The 18,795-nt window shown below is 64.8% G+C and carries 21 protein-coding genes; 8 read left to right on the forward strand and 13 right to left on the reverse strand.

All coding sequences use genetic code 11. The features are described from left to right. From EOA23_RS18805 to EOA23_RS18830, 7 genes are all read right to left on the reverse strand, one after another. On the reverse strand, positions 1–151 hold a 151-nt coding region (locus tag EOA23_RS18805; protein WP_189341640.1), incomplete at its 3' end, for a cytochrome c maturation protein CcmE. A 3-nt stretch (positions 152–154) separates the two neighbouring features. Beyond that, positions 155–1,279 (reverse strand): c-type cytochrome biogenesis protein CcmI, encoded by a 1,125-nt coding sequence (ccmI, locus tag EOA23_RS18810; RefSeq protein WP_127305235.1) that lies wholly within the window; start codon positions 1,277–1,279, stop codon positions 155–157. A gap of 108 nt (positions 1,280–1,387) precedes the next feature. Next, positions 1,388–1,825 carry a hypothetical protein gene (locus EOA23_RS18815; protein WP_127305236.1) on the reverse strand — a complete coding sequence of 146 codons (438 nt, stop codon included), beginning with the start codon at positions 1,823–1,825 and terminating at the stop codon, positions 1,388–1,390. Next, positions 1,822–1,992, reverse strand: a complete 171-nt coding sequence (locus tag EOA23_RS35725; protein WP_189341641.1) for a hypothetical protein — start codon at positions 1,990–1,992, stop codon at positions 1,822–1,824. The genes EOA23_RS18815 and EOA23_RS35725 overlap by 4 nt, the downstream gene beginning before the upstream one ends. Continuing rightward, positions 1,989–3,377, reverse strand: a complete 1,389-nt coding sequence (locus tag EOA23_RS18820; protein WP_127305237.1) for an ATP-binding protein — start codon at positions 3,375–3,377, stop codon at positions 1,989–1,991. Before EOA23_RS18820 ends, EOA23_RS35725 begins: the two co-directional genes overlap by 4 nt. Positions 3,378–3,399: 22 nt before the next feature. Beyond that, on the reverse strand, positions 3,400–4,065 hold the full coding sequence (locus tag EOA23_RS18825) for a response regulator transcription factor (RefSeq protein WP_126061966.1): 666 nt from the start codon (positions 4,063–4,065) through the stop codon (positions 3,400–3,402). Between the two features lie 64 nt (positions 4,066–4,129). Continuing rightward, positions 4,130–4,429 (reverse strand): hypothetical protein, encoded by a 300-nt coding sequence (locus EOA23_RS18830; protein ID WP_127305238.1) that lies wholly within the window; start codon positions 4,427–4,429, stop codon positions 4,130–4,132. A gap of 205 nt (positions 4,430–4,634) precedes the next feature. Between EOA23_RS18830 and EOA23_RS18835 the strand changes: the two genes are divergently transcribed. Beyond that, a complete protein-coding gene (locus tag EOA23_RS18835) occupies positions 4,635–5,021 on the forward strand; it encodes an ester cyclase (RefSeq protein WP_042642024.1) in 387 nt (128 codons plus the stop codon). A gap of 112 nt (positions 5,022–5,133) precedes the next feature. On the opposite strand, the gene EOA23_RS18840 is transcribed toward EOA23_RS18835, so the two are convergent. The 3 genes from EOA23_RS18840 to EOA23_RS18850 all read right to left on the reverse strand — a co-directional run bounded on the left by EOA23_RS18840 (position 5,134) and on the right by EOA23_RS18850 (position 9,656). Next, positions 5,134–5,541: a DUF3168 domain-containing protein gene (locus EOA23_RS18840; protein WP_126061968.1), complete on the reverse strand. Its 408-nt coding sequence runs from the start codon at positions 5,539–5,541 to the stop codon at positions 5,134–5,136. Between the two features lie 137 nt (positions 5,542–5,678). Continuing rightward, positions 5,679–7,232 carry a trimethylamine methyltransferase family protein gene (locus tag EOA23_RS18845; RefSeq protein WP_127305239.1) on the reverse strand — a complete coding sequence of 518 codons (1,554 nt, stop codon included), beginning with the start codon at positions 7,230–7,232 and terminating at the stop codon, positions 5,679–5,681. Between the two features lie 12 nt (positions 7,233–7,244). After that, positions 7,245–9,656, reverse strand: coding sequence for an FAD-dependent oxidoreductase (locus tag EOA23_RS18850; protein ID WP_127305240.1), 2,412 nt, complete (start codon positions 9,654–9,656; stop codon positions 7,245–7,247). A gap of 112 nt (positions 9,657–9,768) precedes the next feature. Here EOA23_RS18850 and EOA23_RS18855 point away from each other — a divergent pair, with 112 nt between their 5' ends. The 7 genes from EOA23_RS18855 to EOA23_RS18890 all read left to right on the forward strand — a co-directional run bounded on the left by EOA23_RS18855 (position 9,769) and on the right by EOA23_RS18890 (position 16,442). Continuing rightward, positions 9,769–10,407, forward strand: a complete 639-nt coding sequence (locus EOA23_RS18855) for a TetR/AcrR family transcriptional regulator (protein ID WP_127305241.1) — start codon at positions 9,769–9,771, stop codon at positions 10,405–10,407. A gap of 236 nt (positions 10,408–10,643) precedes the next feature. After that, positions 10,644–12,800 (forward strand): penicillin-binding protein 1A, encoded by a 2,157-nt coding sequence (locus EOA23_RS18860; RefSeq protein ID WP_042642014.1) that lies wholly within the window; start codon positions 10,644–10,646, stop codon positions 12,798–12,800. A 134-nt stretch (positions 12,801–12,934) separates the two neighbouring features. After that, on the forward strand, positions 12,935–13,519 hold the full coding sequence (locus EOA23_RS18865; RefSeq protein WP_127305242.1) for a DUF1214 domain-containing protein: 585 nt from the start codon (positions 12,935–12,937) through the stop codon (positions 13,517–13,519). Continuing rightward, the gene (locus tag EOA23_RS18870; RefSeq protein ID WP_127305243.1) at positions 13,512–14,060 is read left to right on the forward strand and encodes a DUF1254 domain-containing protein; all 549 of its coding nucleotides are present in this window, start codon (positions 13,512–13,514) and stop codon (positions 14,058–14,060) included. Before EOA23_RS18865 ends, EOA23_RS18870 begins: the two co-directional genes overlap by 8 nt. Positions 14,061–14,456: 396 nt before the next feature. Continuing rightward, complete coding sequence (locus EOA23_RS18880) at positions 14,457–15,464, forward strand: DUF2336 domain-containing protein (protein ID WP_127305247.1); 1,008 nt, start codon at positions 14,457–14,459, stop codon at positions 15,462–15,464. 194 nt (positions 15,465–15,658) lie between these two features. Then, positions 15,659–16,087, forward strand: coding sequence for a MerR family transcriptional regulator (locus EOA23_RS18885; protein ID WP_127305244.1), 429 nt, complete (start codon positions 15,659–15,661; stop codon positions 16,085–16,087). Beyond that, positions 16,023–16,442: a carboxymuconolactone decarboxylase family protein gene (locus EOA23_RS18890; protein WP_127305245.1), complete on the forward strand. Its 420-nt coding sequence runs from the start codon at positions 16,023–16,025 to the stop codon at positions 16,440–16,442. Before EOA23_RS18885 ends, EOA23_RS18890 begins: the two co-directional genes overlap by 65 nt. A gap of 61 nt (positions 16,443–16,503) precedes the next feature. Here the strand turns inward: EOA23_RS18890 and EOA23_RS18895 are convergent, their stop codons facing one another. The 3 genes from EOA23_RS18895 to EOA23_RS18905 form a co-directional block, all read right to left on the reverse strand. Further along, positions 16,504–16,851, reverse strand: coding sequence for a DUF1491 family protein (locus tag EOA23_RS18895; protein WP_126061978.1), 348 nt, complete (start codon positions 16,849–16,851; stop codon positions 16,504–16,506). A 71-nt stretch (positions 16,852–16,922) separates the two neighbouring features. Next, on the reverse strand, positions 16,923–17,714 hold the full coding sequence (locus tag EOA23_RS18900; protein ID WP_127305246.1) for a peptidoglycan-binding protein: 792 nt from the start codon (positions 17,712–17,714) through the stop codon (positions 16,923–16,925). Continuing rightward, positions 17,689–18,795, reverse strand: a 1,107-nt coding sequence (locus EOA23_RS18905; protein WP_145966440.1) for a HAMP domain-containing sensor histidine kinase, incomplete at its 5' end; no start/stop codon positions are given. The genes EOA23_RS18900 and EOA23_RS18905, both read right to left, overlap by 26 nt.

The following is an 18,795-nucleotide window of genomic DNA, read 5'->3' on the forward strand; positions in this document are numbered from 1 at the left end:
GTCCGGGCGGCACGCTTGCCGTTGCCAGCTCTGCCGGCATGTAGAAATAGGAGGCCTTCTGGCCGAGCGCGTAGAAGGTGAGTCCGGCGGCCGCGGCGAGGAAGGCCAACCCCGCCACGATCACCGACAATCGCTTCTGCTTGCGCGTCATCTCTTACTCCGTCGCCGTCACGCCGAGGGAGGCGGCGAAGGCGGTGAACTTCTTGGCTTGCTCGCTGTCGGCCCCAAAGGCGGCGACAGCGCGGCCGAGCGCCTCGCGCGCCTGATCGGGCTTGCCGAGCACGGCATAGGAACGAATGAGGCGCATCCATCCTTCCTCATCACGGGGATTCTGCTTCAATTTGTCGTCGAGGCCCGCGACCATCGTTTCGATCATCGCCTGCCGGTCCTGCGGCGACATCTGCTGCGCGGCTTCCATCTGCTGGGCATCCGGCCCGCTCGCCGCGACCGCTGGCTGGCCAGCCTCGGCAAGCGCCTGCTGGACGGCGCTGCGCCAGGGCGAATCCGGCGGAAGCTGGCCGAGCATCTTTTGCCAGGCGGCGACAGCCTCGTCCTTCCTGCCTTCCTGGGCAAGGCCTACCCCCAAGTAGAAATTCGCCTTGGCATTGGCCGGATCGAGCTTGAGAGCCGCCTCGAAGGCGTTTTGCGCATCGGCCGAAACGATGCCGCCGGCAGCGCTCGCGATCGCCTCGCCGAGACCGGCCTGGCGCACCGCGCTGTCGCCGTCGAGGCGAATGGCGTTGCGGTAGGCGGTTATCGCGTCGGGAAAGCGCTGCAGGCGAAGATAGATCGGCGCCAGCACGTCCCAGCCCTTGCCGTCCGAAGGATTGGCGGCAAGGTGCGCTTCGGCGCGTGCGACCAGCTCGTCGACCGAGGAATCGGCGGGATTCTTGGCGAGGCGTTCGGCCAGGGGCTGCGAAGGCAGATCGGGCGAGCCGAGCACGCCGTACAGTCCCCAGCTCAGCAGCGGCACGGCAAGCACGGCCAGGCTGGCGACAAACCTGATGCCGCGGGAGGAAGAGGCACTGGCGGAGGCCGGCCGCTCGGCCGCGCCGAGACGCAGGATGCGGCGGCCGATCTCGGCGCGCGCCTCCTCGGCCTCGCCCGGCTGTATCAGGCCGCGCGCCACGTCGCGATCCAGCTCGGAAAGCTGGTCGCGATAGACTTCGAGGTCATGATCGCCAGGCGCCGATGCACCCTTCATGCCGCCTGTGAGCGGCAATAGCACCGCCAGGCTGGCGCCCAGCGTGAGGATTGCGGCTATGACCCAGAACAGCATGGCTCTTCCAATAAAGGCAGAGCCCTGCCCTGCCAACATAAGCATACTGCGACGCTTTGACGGCGGATGCTCTGTCCGGCCTTGATGTATATCAATTGGGCCGATTTATCAGGTCAGCGGCGTCCAGCTACCGTCGGCGTTGCGGCAGGCGGTGCCGCGCGCGGTGACGCCCGCGCCGCCGGTGAAGACGGTGTGGGTGTACTGGCGGCAATCCTGGGAGCCGACCCGATAAGGCTGGGCCGCGACCACCTCGCCATAATGGGAGGCGTTGTCGCCCTTCCACGTCACCTTCTGGCCGCTGGTGTTGTACTCCAGCGTCTTGTACTCCGCCTCCAACCCCTTGCGCTTTTCGGCATCGCTCAGACCCGAGCCGATCGATCCGCCGATAAGCCCGCCATTCATCGCCGAGACGATGCTGGTCGACACCTTGCCGCCGGCGGGCGGCGTCGAAACAGGCGTGGCCGGAGAGGTTGGACCGCCCCTGCCGAGTGTCGTGCAGCCGGAAACGGCGAGCAGGGCGGAAACGAGCGCGACGCGGATCTTCATGCCAACAACCGGTTCTCTTGAGCGGGATGAGCTTCTTGAGCGAAATGGACTTCTTCAGAGAGATGGATTGGGGGCCGCGCCATCGGGGAAGCATCCTGGCCATAGTGTTGATATTTGTCGGAAATTTGGCCGTCAGTCGCTGCTCGCAAATCGATAAAAAACATCATTGAAGGCTCCGCAATCTCACCACCGCCCTCAAGCCGCCCATCCCCGACCGTTCCAGCGCCAGCGAGCCTCCATACTCGTTGACGAGGTCGGCGACAATGGCAAGGCCAAGCCCCGTTCCCGGCTTCGTCTCGTCCAGTCTCTTGCCACGCTTCAACACCTCTCGCGCGCTGTCTTCGGGAATGCCCGGACCGTCATCCTCTATGACGATTTCAAACAGGTTGCCGCTTCCCGAAATAGTGGCGATCGTCACGGCAACAGCGCTCTTTGCCCATTTCATCGCATTGTCGAGCAGATTGCCGAGCAGTTCCTCGAGATCCTCGCGCTCGCCCGCAAAGACGATCTCGGCCGGCGGCAGGGACAGCGCCAGCCGCGTTTGCGGATTGAGCTTGCGCAGAACGCGCACCATGCGCTCAACCAGCGGCGAAACCGGCGTGCGGAAGACGACGCTGTCGCGCTGCGCGGCGACGCGGGCGCGCTGCAGGTAATGATCGACCTGCTTTTGCATGGAAGCCGCCTGGTCGGCGATCAGCTGGCCCTTGGCGCCGCCGAGCGCGCGGCCCTCATTGAGCAGCACGGCCAGAGGCGTCTTCAGCGAATGGGCTAGGTTGCCGACCTGGGTGCGCGAGCGCTCGACGATGCGCCGGTTGTTTTCGATCAGCGCATTGGTCTCGCTGGCCAGCGGCTCGATCTCGGCCGGGAAGCTGCCGTCGAGGCGCTGGGCCGTGCCTTCGCGCACCATGGCGAGCGCATTGCGGACCCGGCGCAAGGGCTGGAGGCCCAAGAGGATGGCGATGGCGTTGATGGCGATCATGCCGACCCCGAACAGCGACAGATAGGTGAGCAGGCGGCGCTGGAAGCTCGCGATCTCCTGCTCGAGCTCACTGTGGTTGCCCATGACGCGGAAGCGGGCGGCGCGGTTCTTGGCGTCCAGCACGAACTCGCTCTCGAACACTTCGAGCTGCTCGCCCTTGATGCCCTCCATCGAGTAGCTGCGCTGGAAGTTCGCATTGAACGGGACCTCCGCGACGCTTGGCGACAGGAGCGAGGTCGTCATCGAGGACGAATGGATTTCGCCATGCACGCCTTCGGAGGCAGGCTCCACCGACCAGTACCAGCCGGAATTCGGCTCGGAAAAGCGCAGATCGCCAAGGTCGGGCGCCCCGGTTAGCGCGCCGTTGTCGGAAATGCCGACGGAGCCGATCAGGTTGAACAGATGCGCCGAAAGCAGGCTGTCGAAACCGCGCTCGCTGGCCTGGCGGTAAAGCGTTGTGATGAGGGTGAAGATGACGACCAGCGTCAGGATCGCCCAGATGGTCGAGAAAGCGATGACGCGGAAGGTCAGCGAGCGCGGCCAGAGCCGCAGCCTTGAAATCCACCTTCCCATCGCTGGCTTCAGCGGTTCCGCGTCACGCCTCCGGCTCTCGCATGCGATAGCCCATGCCACGCACGGTTTCGATCATGTCGATGCCCATCTTCTTGCGAAGCCTGCCGACAAACACCTCGATGGTGTTGGAATCGCGGTCGAAATCCTGGTCGTAGAGATGCTCGACCAGTTCGGTGCGCGACACCACCTCGCCCATATGGTGCATCAGATAGGCGAGCAGCCGGAACTCGTGCGAGGTGAGCTTCAGCGGCATGCCATTGACATCGGCCTTGGATGCCTTGGTGTCGAGGCGCAGCGGCCCGCAGGTGAGCTCGGACGAAGCATGGCCGGCCGCTCGGCGGATCAGGGCCCGCACTCGGGCCAGCACCTCCTCGATATGGAAGGGCTTGGTGACATAATCGTCGGCACCGGCGTCGATGCCGGCCACCTTGTCGCTCCAGCGGTCGCGGGCGGTGAGGATAAGCACCGGCATCTTGCGGCCGCCGCGGCGCCAGCGCTCGACGACGCTGATGCCATCCATCTGCGGCAGGCCGATGTCGAGGACCACGGCATCGTAAGGCTCGGTGTCGCCGAGGAAATGGCCCTCCTCGCCGTCATAGGCGCGGTCGACGACATAGCCGGCATCGACCAGCGCATCGGCCAGTTGCCGGTTGAGATCCTTGTCATCCTCGACGACGAGCACGCGCATGGGTTGAAGCCTGTTGCTGGATAGACGTATAGGCCGATTCCGCTGGCCGGGGAAACGAGAGGGGTCAGCTCATCGGGACGACGATTTCCGAGCGGCGCGGACGCTGTCCGTCCTTGCCGGGGACGAGCACGACGATGACGCAGACCTGCTGGCCGCCCCGCGTCGCCTGCGACGCCTTGGCGAGCGTGCCGCCGTTCTGCGCGGCGACCTGCTGGCCGATCGCGTAGCAATCGCCGGCGGCGAGCACCACCGGCTGATCGGCCGACGGCTCGATGACCGGCAGGGCGATCGCCTGCGACGCAAGAAGCCCGGCCGCGGCAAGCGCCAGCACTGCTTTGCGGAGATGTGAGCCAAGGTTTTTCATGATCACGGTTCTAACGCATATGGGCTGAACGTGAAATGAACGGTGAACGATCGAAAATCATGCCCGCCATTCCCCCTGCGCGCGTGGCGGCGCCAAGGCTCAATTCATAGCCGGAAAAGCACTTGATCCGCTACGCTTTTTGACCTGCCTTCACCGCGCACTGCGCTAGCTATTGTAGAAACGCCGGACGGCCATGGAGGATGCGATGACGCGAGAGGATATTGCCGGTCTCTATCGGGGCTACATCGCCTGCCTGAACGAGCAGGATTGGGACAATCTCGGCCGCTTCGTCGGCGAGGAGGTGCAGTATAATGGCGAGACGATCGGGCTTTCGGGTTACCGCCGCATGCTGGAGGGCGATTTCGAGGCTATTCCCGACCTGCGCTTCAACATCGAGCTTCTGGTCTCGGAGCCGCCGCGCGTGGCGGCGCGCCTGCATTTCGACTGCCGGCCCAAGGGCGTGCTGTTCGGCCTGCCCGTCCACGGCAAGCGCGTTTCCTTCGCCGAGAACGTCTTTTACGAGTTCCATGATGGGCGGATCCGCGAAGTCTGGTCGGTCATCGACAAGGCTGCCATCCAAGCGCAGCTGTAGGCCAAGGCACTTCGCGCGAAACCGATTCAAACGGCGCGCTTAAGCGGTTGTTTTGATGAATATTCTGGAGCCACCGCTTTACTCCTGGGCGACACGCATCGGCGCCCGCCTCTCAGGCGGCTTCCTGCGTCAGCGCGCGGAAGCGCAGCAATCCATGGTGGACGGCCAGATCCTCGTCATAGCGAGCCTCGGCGAATTCCAGCGACAGGCGCGTCTGGCCGCGCGAACCGATCGAAAATGCCGCGCCGTCGAGCCGCGCCCTGATGCTGTCCATGATGAGGCGTGTCTCGGCCTCGCCCTGGGCTTTCGACCAGATATGCAAGGTGACCAACTGGTCGCTGTCGTTGTCGGCGCCGGTCTCGAGGTCGAAGGCGCTGGTGCGGCCGTAAGTCACGTTCGGAAAGGCGGCCTTGTCGCTTGCCTGCTCGAGGAGGCCGGCGCCGCCAAGCAGCGCCGACAGCGACGCATCGGTCTTCAGCCTCAGGAACAAGGCCTGCATCAGATCGCCAGGCGCCGTCATCTACCGTCCATCGCCAATACATATCTCCTCACGCTGCCCGGCAACGTAGCCGCGCTCGCGATCCGATGCCAGATCGCGAATCGTTTTGACTATAACGTGAATGGCGAAGGTCTCGAATTTATTACGTTTTCGTCAAATCACGAGACCGGTGCGGCGCCACCCTCCTCGGTGCGCCCGGCAATGAACTCGTCGAGCACGCCAGCGGTGGCGGCAGCGGAGGCCGGCGGCTGGAAGTCGGAAAGAATCCGCTTCCAGATACCGGTGGCGCGCTCGGTCGCCGTCTTCGAACCGGATTGCGTCCAGTTGCCGAAATTCGACCAGTCGGCCACCAGCGGCTCGTAGAAGGCGGTGCGGTAGCGCGACATGGTATGGGCGGCGGAGAAGAAGTGGCCGCCCGGCTGCACCTCGGCGATGGCCTCGAAGCCGATGGCATCGGCGTCGCCGGGCGTAGTGGCGCAAAGCTCCGCGACCGTCTGCAGCGCCTCGACGTCGGTGATCAGCTTTTCCAGGGAAACGCTGAGGCCGCCTTCCAGCCAGCCGGCGGCGTGGATGCAGACGGTGGCGCCAGCCAGCACCGAGCCCCACAGCGCGAACTGCGTCTCGTGTGCGGCCTGCGCGTCGGCAATATTGGCGGCGCTGCCGCCGCCGGAGCGCCACGGCAACCCAGTGTAGCGGGCGAGCTGTCCCGCCCCAAGCGTCGCCTTGATATGTTCCGGCGTGCCGAAGGCCGGCGCGCCGGACTTCATGTCGACATTGGAGGAGAAGGAGCCATAGACCACCGGCGCGCCGGGGCGCACGATCTGGGCAAGCGTCAACCCAGCCAGCGCCTCGGCATGCTGCAAGGTCAGCGCGCCGGCAACCGTGATCGGCGCCATGGCGCCCGCCAGGCAGAAGGGCGTGATGATCAGGACCTGGCCGGCCCTGGCGAAGTCGATGATGCCTTGCGCCATCGGGATATCCAGCTGACGCGGCGAGTTGGTGTTGATGACGGTGTAGCAATGGGCGCCGGCGCGGAACTGGTCCTCGGAGAGACCGCGCGCCAGGCGGATCATCTCGAACCCGTCCTCGACCTGCGGCGTGCCGCGCGCGAAGATGAAGGGGAACTTGTCCGACAGCGTCAATTGCGCCCGGTTGACGGCATAGTGACGGAAGCGGTTGTCGATGTCCTGCGGCTCGACGCAGGGTCCAAGCATGTGCAGCACGTCGAAATGCTGGATCAGCTTGATGAATTCCTCGAATGCGGCGAGCGTGCCCGGCCGGCGGCCGCGCTCGAGATCGGTGACGTTGGGGGCGCCGGAGCCCGCCAGGAAGGCCATCGAGCCGAGCTCAAGCGTCAGGTCGCGCGAGCGGTCGCCGCCAAGTGCCGGAATGGAGCGCGGCGCCGAGGCAAGTGCTGCCTCGACCATGTCGCGGCCGATCCTGACCATCTGGCTGTCTTCGTCGACCAAGGCGCCGGCCTTGGCGTAGACGGCGCGGGCCTCGGGCAACAGCACCTTGATGCCGAGCTCCTCCAGCACGCGCAGCGCGGTAGCGTGGATGGCGGCGACCTGGTCTTCGGAAAAGATCGGCTGCGGCAGGAACGGGTTCCTCAGGGAGCGGTAGTTGGGATGGCGACTGGATTCGCTGCCCGCCTCGCCGGTGCGTCCCCGCCGGCGCTCGCGTCTGAGATCACGTGCGGCCTCATCGATCATGGCGGTTCCTCCTCATTGCCGCATCGCCTTGCCTTCAGGGTCGTAGGGCGAGGCGGCAATGACACACGCCGGCCGTTCGACCCCGACAATGTGTACGGAAAGCTCGGTCCCCTCCCCGGCGAAACCGTCATCGAGCAACGCCAGGGCGACGCTCTTGCCGAGGGTATAGCCGTAGCCGCCGGAGGTGACGAAGCCGACGCGCCGGCTCTTGGACCAGACCGGCTCAAAGCCGCTGGCATCGGCGTCGACAGCGTCGACCTCCAGCGTCACGATGCGCTGCGAGGCACCCGCCTCGCGCTCCTTGAGCACCGCTTCGCGCCCGATGAAATCGCCCTTGTCGAAAGCGATGAAGCGGTCGAGCCCGGTCTGGCCGGGCGTGTAGCCTTGCGTGAATTCGCGCGACCAGATGCCGAAACTCTTTTCCAGCCTGAGCGAATTCAGCGCGTAATAGCCGATCTCGGCAAGACCGAGGTCTTGGCCGGCGGCAAGCAGTGTTTCGCGCAGCGTCGCATGCAGGGTGGCCGGGCAGTTGATCTCGAAGCCGAGCTCGCCGGCGATTGAGAGCCTGGCGATGCGTGCCCGGACCATGCCGATATCGAACTCGCCGCAAGCCATGAACGGCAGGGTTTTGGCGGAGATGTCCTGATGCGTGGTGCATTCGAGGATCTTTCGTGCATTCGGTCCGGTGATGAGGAAGCCGGATGTGGCATCCGAGATGTCGGTGACGGAAACGCCTTCTGCAATGTGCGCCTCGAACCAGCGCATATGGAATTCGCGCAAATAGTAGGAGCCCATGATCCAGTATTCGCCGCCGCCCCAGTTGAGCACGGTGAGGTCGCCCTTCAGCCGGCCATTGGGCCCAAGCATCGGCGCAAGCTTGGCGAGGCCCGGCTTCGGCAGCCGGCAAGCAAGCAACTTGTCGAGCCAGGCCTCGGCGCCCGGGCCGGACACGGCATAGCGCGAGAAGGCCGTCGTATCGACGAGGCCAGCGGCGCGGCGCACCTGCAGCACCTCATCGCCGACGATGTCGAAGGCGTTGGAGCGCTTCAGCGTCGTCTCCTCACGGAAGCCCATCGGCGCGAAATAGGCCGGTATCTCCAGACCCCAGGACGCCGTCCATTCGGCGCCGGCGGCGCTCATGCCGTCATAGGCGCCGGGGCGCTTCAGCGGCCGGCCCGCCGGCAGGCGCTCATTGGGGAAGGTCATGACGAAGCGGCGGGCATAGAACTGACCCGTCGTCTGCCTGAGATACTCGCGGTTGGCGGCGAAGGCGCCGTAGCGGGCGATGTCCATGCCGAAGATATCGGCTTCCGGCTCACCGTAAATCATCCACTCGGCCAGCGACTTGCCGACGCCGCCGCCTTGGCTGAAGCCGGCCATGACGCCGCAGGCGACCCAATAATTCGTCAAGCCCCGTACCGGACCGACCAGCGGATTGCCGTCTGGCGTGAAGGTGAAGGCGCCGTTGACCCATTTGCGGATACCGGCCGTAGCCAGGCAGGGAAAGCGCTCATAGGCCTTGGCAAGCTCAGGGCTGATGCGATCGATATCCTCCGGGATCAGCTCGATGCCGTAATCCCAGGGCGCGCCGTCCATGTTCCAGTGTTTCGGGTTCTGCTCATAGACGCCGAGCAGCACGCCCTTTCGCTCCTGGCGCAGATAGGAGAAGCCATCGAGATCGACGGCAAGGCCGAGTTCCTTGTCCAGCGCCGCGACCTCGGGAATGTCCTCGGTGACGAAATAATGATGCTCCATCGGCGTCACCGGCAGGTCGACGCCGGCCATCAGCCCGACCTGCTTGGCCCAGAGACCGCCGGCGTTGACGACATGCTCGGCGACGATGGTGCCCTTCTCGGTGACGACGTCCCAGCCGCCGTCGGCGCGCTGCTTCAGCTCGACGACGCGGTTGCGCAGGATGACGTCGGCGCCGCGCTTCCTGGCGGCGCCCGCGTAGGCGTGCGTGGTGCCATAAGGATCGAGATGGCCCTCATTGGAATCATGGAGGCCGCCCAGCACGCCGCTGACATCGACGATCGGGCAGATCTCCTTGATTTCCTCGGGCGTCACCAGCCGCGCCGTCTCGATGCCGACCGACTGGAACACCGCCCAGGCCGATTTCAGCCATTCCCAGCGCTGCGGGTCGCTCGCCATGTTGACGCCGCCGGTCATGTGCAGCCCGGCATTCTGGCCGGACTCGGCCTCGATCTCGCGATAGAGCTTGATCGTGTAATCCTGCAGCGCCGCGACATTGGGATCGGCGTTGAGCGCGTGGAAGCCGGCCGCCGCATGCCAGGTCGAGCCGGCCGTCAGCTCGGCGCGCTCGATCAGCGCCACATCGCTCCAGCCAAAGCGCGTCAAGTGATAGAGCACCGAGGCGCCGACCACGCCTCCGCCGATGACCACTGCCCGGTAATGCGACTTCACGAGCCTCTCCCCTCTCGTTGGAGGCTCTCAAGATATACGCCCCGTACACATGTGTCTAGACACTTCTGTCCAGAGCTTGCGCGCTGCTCCGCGCCGTGCCACTTGTTGGCTCATGACCATGACCGCTCCCCAGGACGAGCCGGCGCCCGGCAACATCAAGGTGACCCGCGCGGACTGGATCAACCTCGCGCTGCAGACGCTGATTTCCGACGGCATCGAGAGCGTGCGCGTGCTGACGCTGGGACAGAAGCTCGGCGTTTCGCGATCAAGCTTCTACTGGTATTTCGAAAGCCGGCAGGACCTGCTCGACCAGTTGCTCAGGCATTGGCACGAGACCAACACCACGGCGATCGTCGAGCGGGCGCGCCGGCCGGCCGACAGCATCATCATGGGTGTGATGAACGTCTTCGAATGCTGGGCCGACGAGCGACTGTTCGATCCCAGGCTGGATTTCGCCGTCCGCGAATGGGCAAGGCGCTCGGACGACGTGCGGCGCATGATCGACAAGGCCGACGAGGAGCGACTGCTGGCCATACGCGACATGTACCGCCGGCACGGCTATGAGAGCGAGGACGCCTTCATCCGCGCCCGCGTCCTCTACTACATGCAGATCGGCTATTACGTGCTCGACATCAAGGAACCTGTCGAGGCGCGCGTCAGCCATCTCGCCGCCTATCTGCGCTCCTTCACCGGACTGGAGCCGAGCGAGGCGGATGTGACGCATTTTATGCGCTTCATCGCGTCGCGGTGACATCGCAGTATCTGTTTGCGCAATTCCGGACGGAAAACCGCCACACACTTTTCCAGGAAGTGCTCACTTTTCCTGGAATTGCTCGGGGCACAATCAACCATGGCGTTCAACAAAGCCTGGGTGTGGCTTCGCTGCCCTTGTGAGTGGTGCTAAAATGGTCGATTAGTCTGGGCAGGGAGGGCGCCCCGGAACTGCCACGGCTGTTTCGGGCGGAAGTGCCGGGGTGGAATTCTGGAATGGACAATCCCTCTAAACCACGCAGGAGAAGAGGCCGGATCGCTTCGGCGCTGCTCGCCGTGGATGCCTGGCTCGATAGCTCGCTCTACGAGATCGGCTTCAAGGCGCGCGAATTCTGGGAAGCGGCGACCATCTTTTCCCGCCGCTTCCGTGTGCATGGCTGGCGCCGCGCCATCATCGAGGTGCTGAGCGAGGGTTTCACCATGGGCGCCGGCGGCTTCGTGGTGCTGCTCGCGCTTGCCATGCCCGCCTTCGACATCACCACCGGCGACTGGCGCAACCAGGGCGACTTCGCCGTCACCTTCCTCGACCGCTACGGCAACGAAATCGGCCAGCGCGGCATCATCCAGCGCGATTCCGTGCCGGTCGACGAGATGCCGGACATCGTCATCAAGGCGGTGCTGGCGACGGAGGACCGGCGTTTCTTCGACCATTACGGCATCGATGTGCTGGGCCTGTCGCGCGCAATCTTCGAGAACGTGCGCGCCAATTCGGTGGTCCAGGGCGGCTCCAGCATCACGCAGCAGCTCGCCAAGAACCTGTTCCTGTCCAACGAGCGCACCCTCGAGCGCAAGATCAAGGAAGCCTTCCTGTCGCTGTGGCTGGAGGCGAACCTCTCCAAGAAAGAGATCCTGCAGCTCTATCTCGACCGCGCCTATATGGGCGGCGGCACGTTCGGCATCGAGGCGGCGGCGGATTTCTATTTCGGCAAGAGCGTCAAGGATCTGAACCTTGCCGAGGCAGCAATGCTGGCCGGCCTGTTCAAGGCGCCGACCAAATACGCCCCGCACATCAACCTGCCGGCCGCGCGCGCGCGCGCCAATGTGGTGCTGTCCAACCTTGTCGATTCCGGCTTCATGACCGAAGGCCAGGTGCTGCAGGCAAGACTGCATCCGGCCGACGTCGTCGACCGCGGCGAGCAGAAGAGCCCGGACTACTTCCTCGACTGGGCCTTCGACGAGGTCAAGAAGATCGCCAAGCCCGGCCAGCATTCGCTGGTCGCCCACACGACCTTCGACGCCAACATCCAGAAGGCGGCCGAGGAGTCGGTCGAGTTCCATCTTCGGCAATTCGGCAAGGAATACAACGTCACCGAAGGCGCGGTGGTGGTGATCGAGACCAATGGCGCGGTGCGCGCCATTGTCGGCGGCCGCGACTACGGCGCCAGCCAGTTCAACCGCGCCACCAAGGCGTTGCGCCAAACGGGTTCATCCTTCAAGCCCTATGTCTATGCCACCGCGATGGAGCATGGCTTCACGCCGGACTCAGTGGTTTCGGGCGGCGCCATCAGCTGGGGCAACTGGTCGCCGCACAATTACAGCGGCGGATCGGCCGGCAATGTCACGCTGCTCACGGCGATCGCCAAGTCGATCAACACGGTGCCGGTGCGGCTCGCCAAGGATTATCTCGGCATCGGTCCGATCAAGGCAATGGCCGAGTCGATGGGTGTCGAATCGCCGCTGGAAGCGCACAAGACCATGGTGCTGGGCACATCCGGCATGACGGTGATGGACCAGGCGACCGGCTACAGCGTCTTTGCCCAGAACGGTTTTGTCGGCTCGCGCCACGGCATCACCCAGCTCGTCACCCGCACTGGCGAGGTGGTCTATGACTGGGCCAAGGACGCGCCGCCGCCACACCGCGTGCTGTCGGAAAAGGCGCTGAAATACATGAACACCATGCTGGCGGCGGTGCCGGTGATCGGCACGGCGCGGCGCGCCCAGCTCCCCAACATCGTCGTCGCCGGCAAGACCGGCACCACGCAATCCTACCGCGACGCCTGGTTCGTCGGCTTCACCGGCAATTACACGGCGGCCGTCTGGCTCGGCAATGACGACTTCACCGCAACCAACAAGATGACCGGCGGCTCGCTGCCGGCTATGGTCTGGCAGCGCCTGATGGTCTATGCGCACCAGAACATCGACCTGAAGCCTATTCCCGGTCTCGACCATCCGTTCGTCGACCCGGAGGTCGCGGCCAAGGCGGAGGAAGCCGCGAAGAAGGAGGCCGACGCCGCGGCGGCGCAGGCCGAAGCCGAACGCCCGCCGGTGCTTTCCAGCCGCACCACCCAGACGCTGAGAGACATGACCAAGGCGTTCCAGGCCGCGCCCGTGCTCGATGCGCCTGCCCTGCCGGAAACGCTTTCGGCGCTTTAAGGCGTGTCGATATTCAGGTGAGGCCGGCCTGACCTGAATCTCAACACACCTTAGAGCGGCCCTCATGCGAAGCCGACTTGCCACGGCACCTCGCGCCGCGATATCCCGGGCAACCTCCTCTGTTTGCGGCTCTCATGCTCAAAAACGCCACCCTGACGCTGCTTTCGCTCGCCATTGCCATCGGGCTTGGCGGCTACAGCGTCTGGTATGCGCTCAACGCGCAGGATGGCGTTGGAGCGATCCGCATCGGCCAATGGACGGCCTTCCCGGAAGTCGGGACTTTAGCCGCCGACCCCTATTCCAAGGCGCGCGTGGCGCGCGAGGGCGTGCTGGCGCTCGGCCGGGCCGAGGGGCTGGCCTTTGTCGCCGAGCGCGACGACGCAGGCGAGCCGCTGAAACGCGAATGCACCTACACGATTGAAGGGGTTTATCCGACCGCCCGGTTCTGGACGCTCTATGCCGCAGACCAGTCGCTTGGAGTGATCGCTACCGGCAAGCCGAGGCAGGCGGCGCTGCAGTCCTACGAAGTGCTGCGCCGGCCCGACAATTCCGTCGTCATTTCGGTCGGCAATCGCCCTGCCCCCGGCAACTGGCTGCTCACCGGCGGGTCTGGCAAGATGTATTTCGTTCTGACCTTCTACGACACGCCGATCGCCTCGAGCACCGGCCTCTCCGACGTGACGCTGCCGCGCGTCCTGAAGGCGGGCTGCAATGCGTAGGCTGCTGCACGCCCTCATCCTCGGCCTGCTCGGCGCCGGCATCGTGCATATCGTCGTGCTGTTCCTGGTGCCGGAATTTTCCGAGCGCGATGCCTGGTCGCGGCTGGCGATGGCATCCGACCTCTACAAGATGACTCGGCTTGACGCCGAAGCCGGCGGCGCGCCGGTGGTGAAATCGGTCGATCCGCTGTTTTATGCCGCCGCCTGCCGCTTCAACCTTGCCGACGGCTTGGTGCGGATCAAGGCGCCCGGCGACGTGCCGTTCTGGTCGGCCTCGGTCTATGACCGCGGCGGCCACAACATCTATTCCTTCAACGACCACAATGCCAATGGCGAGAAGCTCGATACGGTGGTGCTGACCCCGGCGCAGATGATCGATGTGCGGCGCGACCTTCCGGAAGATCTGCAAGGCGCGATCTTTGTCGAGGCGCCGATAGAGGAAGGCATCTTCGTCGTCCGCGCCTTCGTGCCGGACGAGAGCTGGAAGCCGATCGTGTCGCGCTTTCTCGAGCAGAGCAGCTGCGAATTGCAGGACGACTGAGAAGGGCGAGCCCGTTCAGTGATGCGGCTTGGCGGGCGGCGGGGAGACTGGCCTGTCGGAGCCGCTGTCGCCGGGCCGGGCCGCAGCGTCCTGCGGGTGCAACTCATAACGGACGCCGGGGAAAATGATCACCGCCGCCGTATTGGTGTCGTGACTTGCTCGATTTACAGGTGCCGCACGCGGCACAAAAGACAGGACCATGCCCATGGTTCGCGCATTCCTCTCGGTTTGACCGGAGCACAACGCAACGCCTCCAAAGTCGATTAAGGGGGCTAGAGGGTTAACGGAGCGCTAACGGATCGCGGCTAATTTGATGTTTGTTTTTCCTGGAGTTGCGAACCGGCCCGGCCGGATTGCGCGGTTCAGGAGTTGTGTCGAGTGTCGGGCGTATCCTCCGTGTCATCTTCGGATTTCAGGCAAATCGCTATCCGGACCGAAGCGGGAAAGGCCGAAAGGCTGTTCCGCGCCGCGGTGTCGGCCTTCTGCTCGCTGACGCGCCCTTCACGACGCGAGATCGCCCAGCTCGAGGACCTGACGCTGCCGCTGTTCGACGAGGTCTCGGTCGAGTCGCGCCGTTATGTCGCCGCTGCCCTTTCCGAATGCGAATACGCGCCGACCGCATTGGTGCGGCGGCTGGCCGAGGAGCCGGTCGAGATTGCGGCGCCCCTGCTCACCCGCTCCAACGCGCTGAGCGACATCGACCTCATCGCGCTGATCGGCCGGCATGGGCTGCCGCATGCGCGCGCCATTGCGCGCCGCAAAGAGCTCAATCCGACGATCGCCGACCTGATCCGCGCGCTGGAAAGACCGACGCTGGTCAAGACGCGGCCGCCGGAAACGGTCACGAAGCTCACGCCGAAACCGGAGCCTGTGGCCAAGGCGGACGCCGACCGTGCCGCATCCGGCGAAGCGGCGGAGAACGCGCGGCGCCGCCTGCGGTCGATGATGCGGCCGGCCGGCGACACTGCCGACGTCAATACCTTCCTCGGCCAGCCGGCCTATGTGAGGCTGCGCGAGACGGCGCTGACCGGCAACACGGCCTTCTTCCAGACCGCGCTGGCCGATGCGCTGGAGATCGACTTCGCGACTGCCCGCTCGGTGACCGGGCAGTCGGGCTATACCGCCCTGCTTGCGGCGCTGCGTGCCCTCGACCTCAGCGAGGACAGGGCCTTCCTGATCGCGGTCGCGGTCTATCCCGGCGAGTTCCCGCACCCGCAGGCGATCCGGCTGTTCCTCGACCGCTACCGGCTGCTGCACCGCGAGGCGGCGCTGGACAAGGTGCGCGCCTGGAAGGCCGAGGCTCTTTCGCGTGCCATCCGCGACAAAGCGGCCGACACGATCGTTGGCGAGCGACGCGACGCATCGAACGGCGACGACGCGAGCTCCGGTCTCAAGGCGTCCTGACCGGCTTCAAGCGCCTCGCGCTTGGAAGGATCCAGGGGATGCGCTTTAAGCGTTTGTTTTTTCAGCTAAAATCAACGATCCGATGCCGTCGCGAAACTTAGCATTTCCGCGACACGACGAAGTGACAAAGCCTCTTGACTTAGAGCGCACTCTAACTCGTAGCTTTCTGCGCGTCGTGACGAAAGAAGAGCGTGATGAAGATTGGCGAGCTGGCGAAGCGTTCGGGACTGTCTGCCTACACCATCCGCTACTACGAGCGGATCGGGCTGCTTCCCCATGCCGACAGGGACCAATCGGGCCAACGTGACTACGACGCATCAATCCTGACCTGGATAGAATTTCTCGATCGCCTCAAAACGACAGGGATGCCTATTCGGGAAATGCTGCGTTACGCGGCCTTGCGGGAGCGCGGCGTCGACACGGAAGCGGAGCGCGGCGCGTTGCTCGAGCAGCACCGCGAGCGTGTCCGTGCGCATCTGGCCAAACTGCAAGCCTGCCTTCTCGTCCTCGACACCAAGATTGCCGGATATGCCGGCGTTGAAAAGAGGATGAAGGACTATGACGCATCAATCCCCGAACGTCAGCGAAAGCCGGCTGGAACGCGGCAAGCGGAAGCTCGCTGAAATAGATGGCGAAGCCGGCCACAATGTCATCGCCGCCCTGGCGGACATTGCCCCCGACTTCGCGAACTACGTGTTCGAGTTCTCGTTTGGCGACATCTACAGCCGCCCCGGCCTCGATCTGCGCGCCCGTGAGATCGCGACCATCGCGGCGCTGACTGCGATGGGAACCGCGACCCCGCAACTGAAAGTCCATATCGAGGCGGGGCTCAATGTCGGGCTGACCAAGGACGAAATTATCGAAACCATCATCCAGATGACGGTTTATGCCGGCTTTCCTGCGGCGCTCAACGGGCTGTTTGCAGCCAAGGAAGTCTTCGCTGCCCGGTTTCCCGTCCAGAAGGGGGAAGCGGCATGATGAACCTTCTCGCCCAGCGCTCTTGCTCTCATCGCGATTCCGCCATGAATGGTGAAACGCCCTAGTCGGCCTTTACCGAAAGAAGCTCTTCGACCGGTACAGTCCCTGCCTCGATCTCGACCACCCAGATGTCGGGATCGAATTTCTTCTCGCGCTCCAACCGCGCATCGAAGGCGGCGCTATCGTCGCCGGCATCGAGCAAGGTGAAGAAGCGCTCATCCGGCTTGGCCGAGTCGTAGCTCGTCTGCGGCGCCGGCCCATAAAGAGCGACCTCCCCCATCCGCCCGCGCGACAGCACGAATACCGCGCCCGCCTCGGTCGCGCCGCGCTTGACCACCGCGGCAAAGCCGCCGGCGCCGAAGACGCGGCGTACAAGGGCCGAGACCCACAGATCGGTCGTTACGCGCACGGGTGGTTTCCGGATGTCATGCGCGGTTCTTACCGCAAGAATGAAGGAACCGAAACGATCGTTGCCGCCACTCAGTTCGTCAGGCCGATCTCGCGCATCTTGACGTAGACCGCCTCGTCCGGCTCACCGGTCTCCGGTAGCCCGAAGAGCGCCTGGAATTCCTTGATCGCGGCCTTGGTGCGGGCGCCGACCTTGCCGTCGAGCTGCATGTCGTTGTTGCCGAAAGCTTTCAGGCCGGCCTGGATCTTGACGATACGGGCATCGGGCGATTGCGTGGCTCCGTCGGCCGGGGCCGAGACGGGGATTACCGATGGCTTGGCGGACGGCGTGCCTGCTGCCGTGTCAGCCGGCCGCGGCGCCGGATGGGGAATCGCCGCCGTCGTTTGGCGGGTGCCAAGCTGGTCGAGCAGCGCGCCGTCTATCTCGCCCGAGCCCGGCAGCCCGACTTTCAGCTGGTAGGCCTGGATCGCCTTGCGCGTCGCCGGTCCGGTCAGACCATCGACTGTGCCGTCATAGAAGTTGAGGCCCTTCAGGATGCCCTGCACCTGCTGGACGATCGGATCCGGCTTGGCCACCGGCTGTGCCGGCGGCTGGCGCACGATGTTGATGGTGGTCTCCGGCTCGTTGGAGACGGTATGCGGGAAATTCTCGATGCTGCGGGTGGCAAAGAAGGCGCCGGTGTGCGGAAAAGGCTGATACCAGAGCGCATTGGCCGAGACATAGAACAGCGTCACCAGGAAGGCGGTCGAACCGCCGACCAGGACCGGGTTGCTTGCGATCAGCTGGCCGACCGCGGCCGCGCCTTCGGCAAGGACGCCGCGCTCGGGTTCGATCACCTTAGGCCGTTTTGCGGAGCGAGCCATTCCCCTCCCCATCTCTATCCCCCTTCGGCTTCGCCGCCGGCATGGCCAGCACACCGGGTTGCGCACCGGAATGCCGCTTCGGCCCGCTCACCGGCAGGCCGATCGTCACCGTGGTGCCTTCGCCCGGCGCGCTCTCGATCGACATCGTGCCCTCGTGCAGCGCCACCAGGCCCTTGACCAGCGACAGGCCGAGCCCGGTGCCCTCGAAGCGGCGCGTGTAGTCGTTCTGGATCTGCATGAAAGGCTTGCCTAGATTGGCCATATCCTCCTCGGCGATGCCGATGCCGGTGTCGCTCACCCAGAAGTGCAGGCGCGAGCCGACGCGCTTGGCGCCGATCACCACTGAGCCGCCATCGGGCGTGAACTTCACGGCGTTCGAAGCGAGATTGATCAGGATCTGCTGAACCGCGCGACGGTCGGCATTGATCTCGCCGGCATCCGGCGCGATCTGGGTGGCAAGAACGATGCCCTTGGCGTCGGCCAGCGGCCGCATCATCGAGCGGCACATGTCGACGGCCTCGACGAAACGGAACGTCTCCAGCTCGGTCGCATAGGCGCCCGCTTCGATGCGCGAGACGTCGAGGATCGAGGTGACGACGGACAGAAGATGCTGGCCGGACTCCCTGACCAGGCCGACATATTCCTTCTGGCGCGGGTCCTTGAAGGCGCCGAACATCTCATGCAGCAGCATGTCGGAAAAGCCGATGATGGCGTTGAGCGGCGTGCGCAGCTCGTGGCTGACCACCGCCAGGAAGCGGCCCTTGGCCACTTCGGCGGCCGCGGCGGCCTCCCTGGCTTCCGCAAGCTCCTCGCGCAGCTCCGCGACATCGTCGTTCTCGCGCAGCACCAGCATGAAGACGTCGCGTTCGGCTTCGCCGCGCAGCAAGTCGAGACTGAACGGACGGAAATTATCGGCAGCGCTCGAACCCTCGCGCGGCAGGCGGATGCGCAGCTCAAGCCGGCGCTTCGGCGCCCCCTCGCGCATGTCGGCCAAGGCGGTGAGATAGGCGACGCGGTCGGACAGATGGACGCGGTCGAACAGGCCGGTGCCGAGCAGGAGCTCCGGCGCCAGTTTCAGCAC

Source organism: Mesorhizobium sp. M2A.F.Ca.ET.042.01.1.1 (assembly GCF_003997405.1).
Taxonomy (GTDB): domain Bacteria; phylum Pseudomonadota; class Alphaproteobacteria; order Rhizobiales; family Rhizobiaceae; genus Mesorhizobium.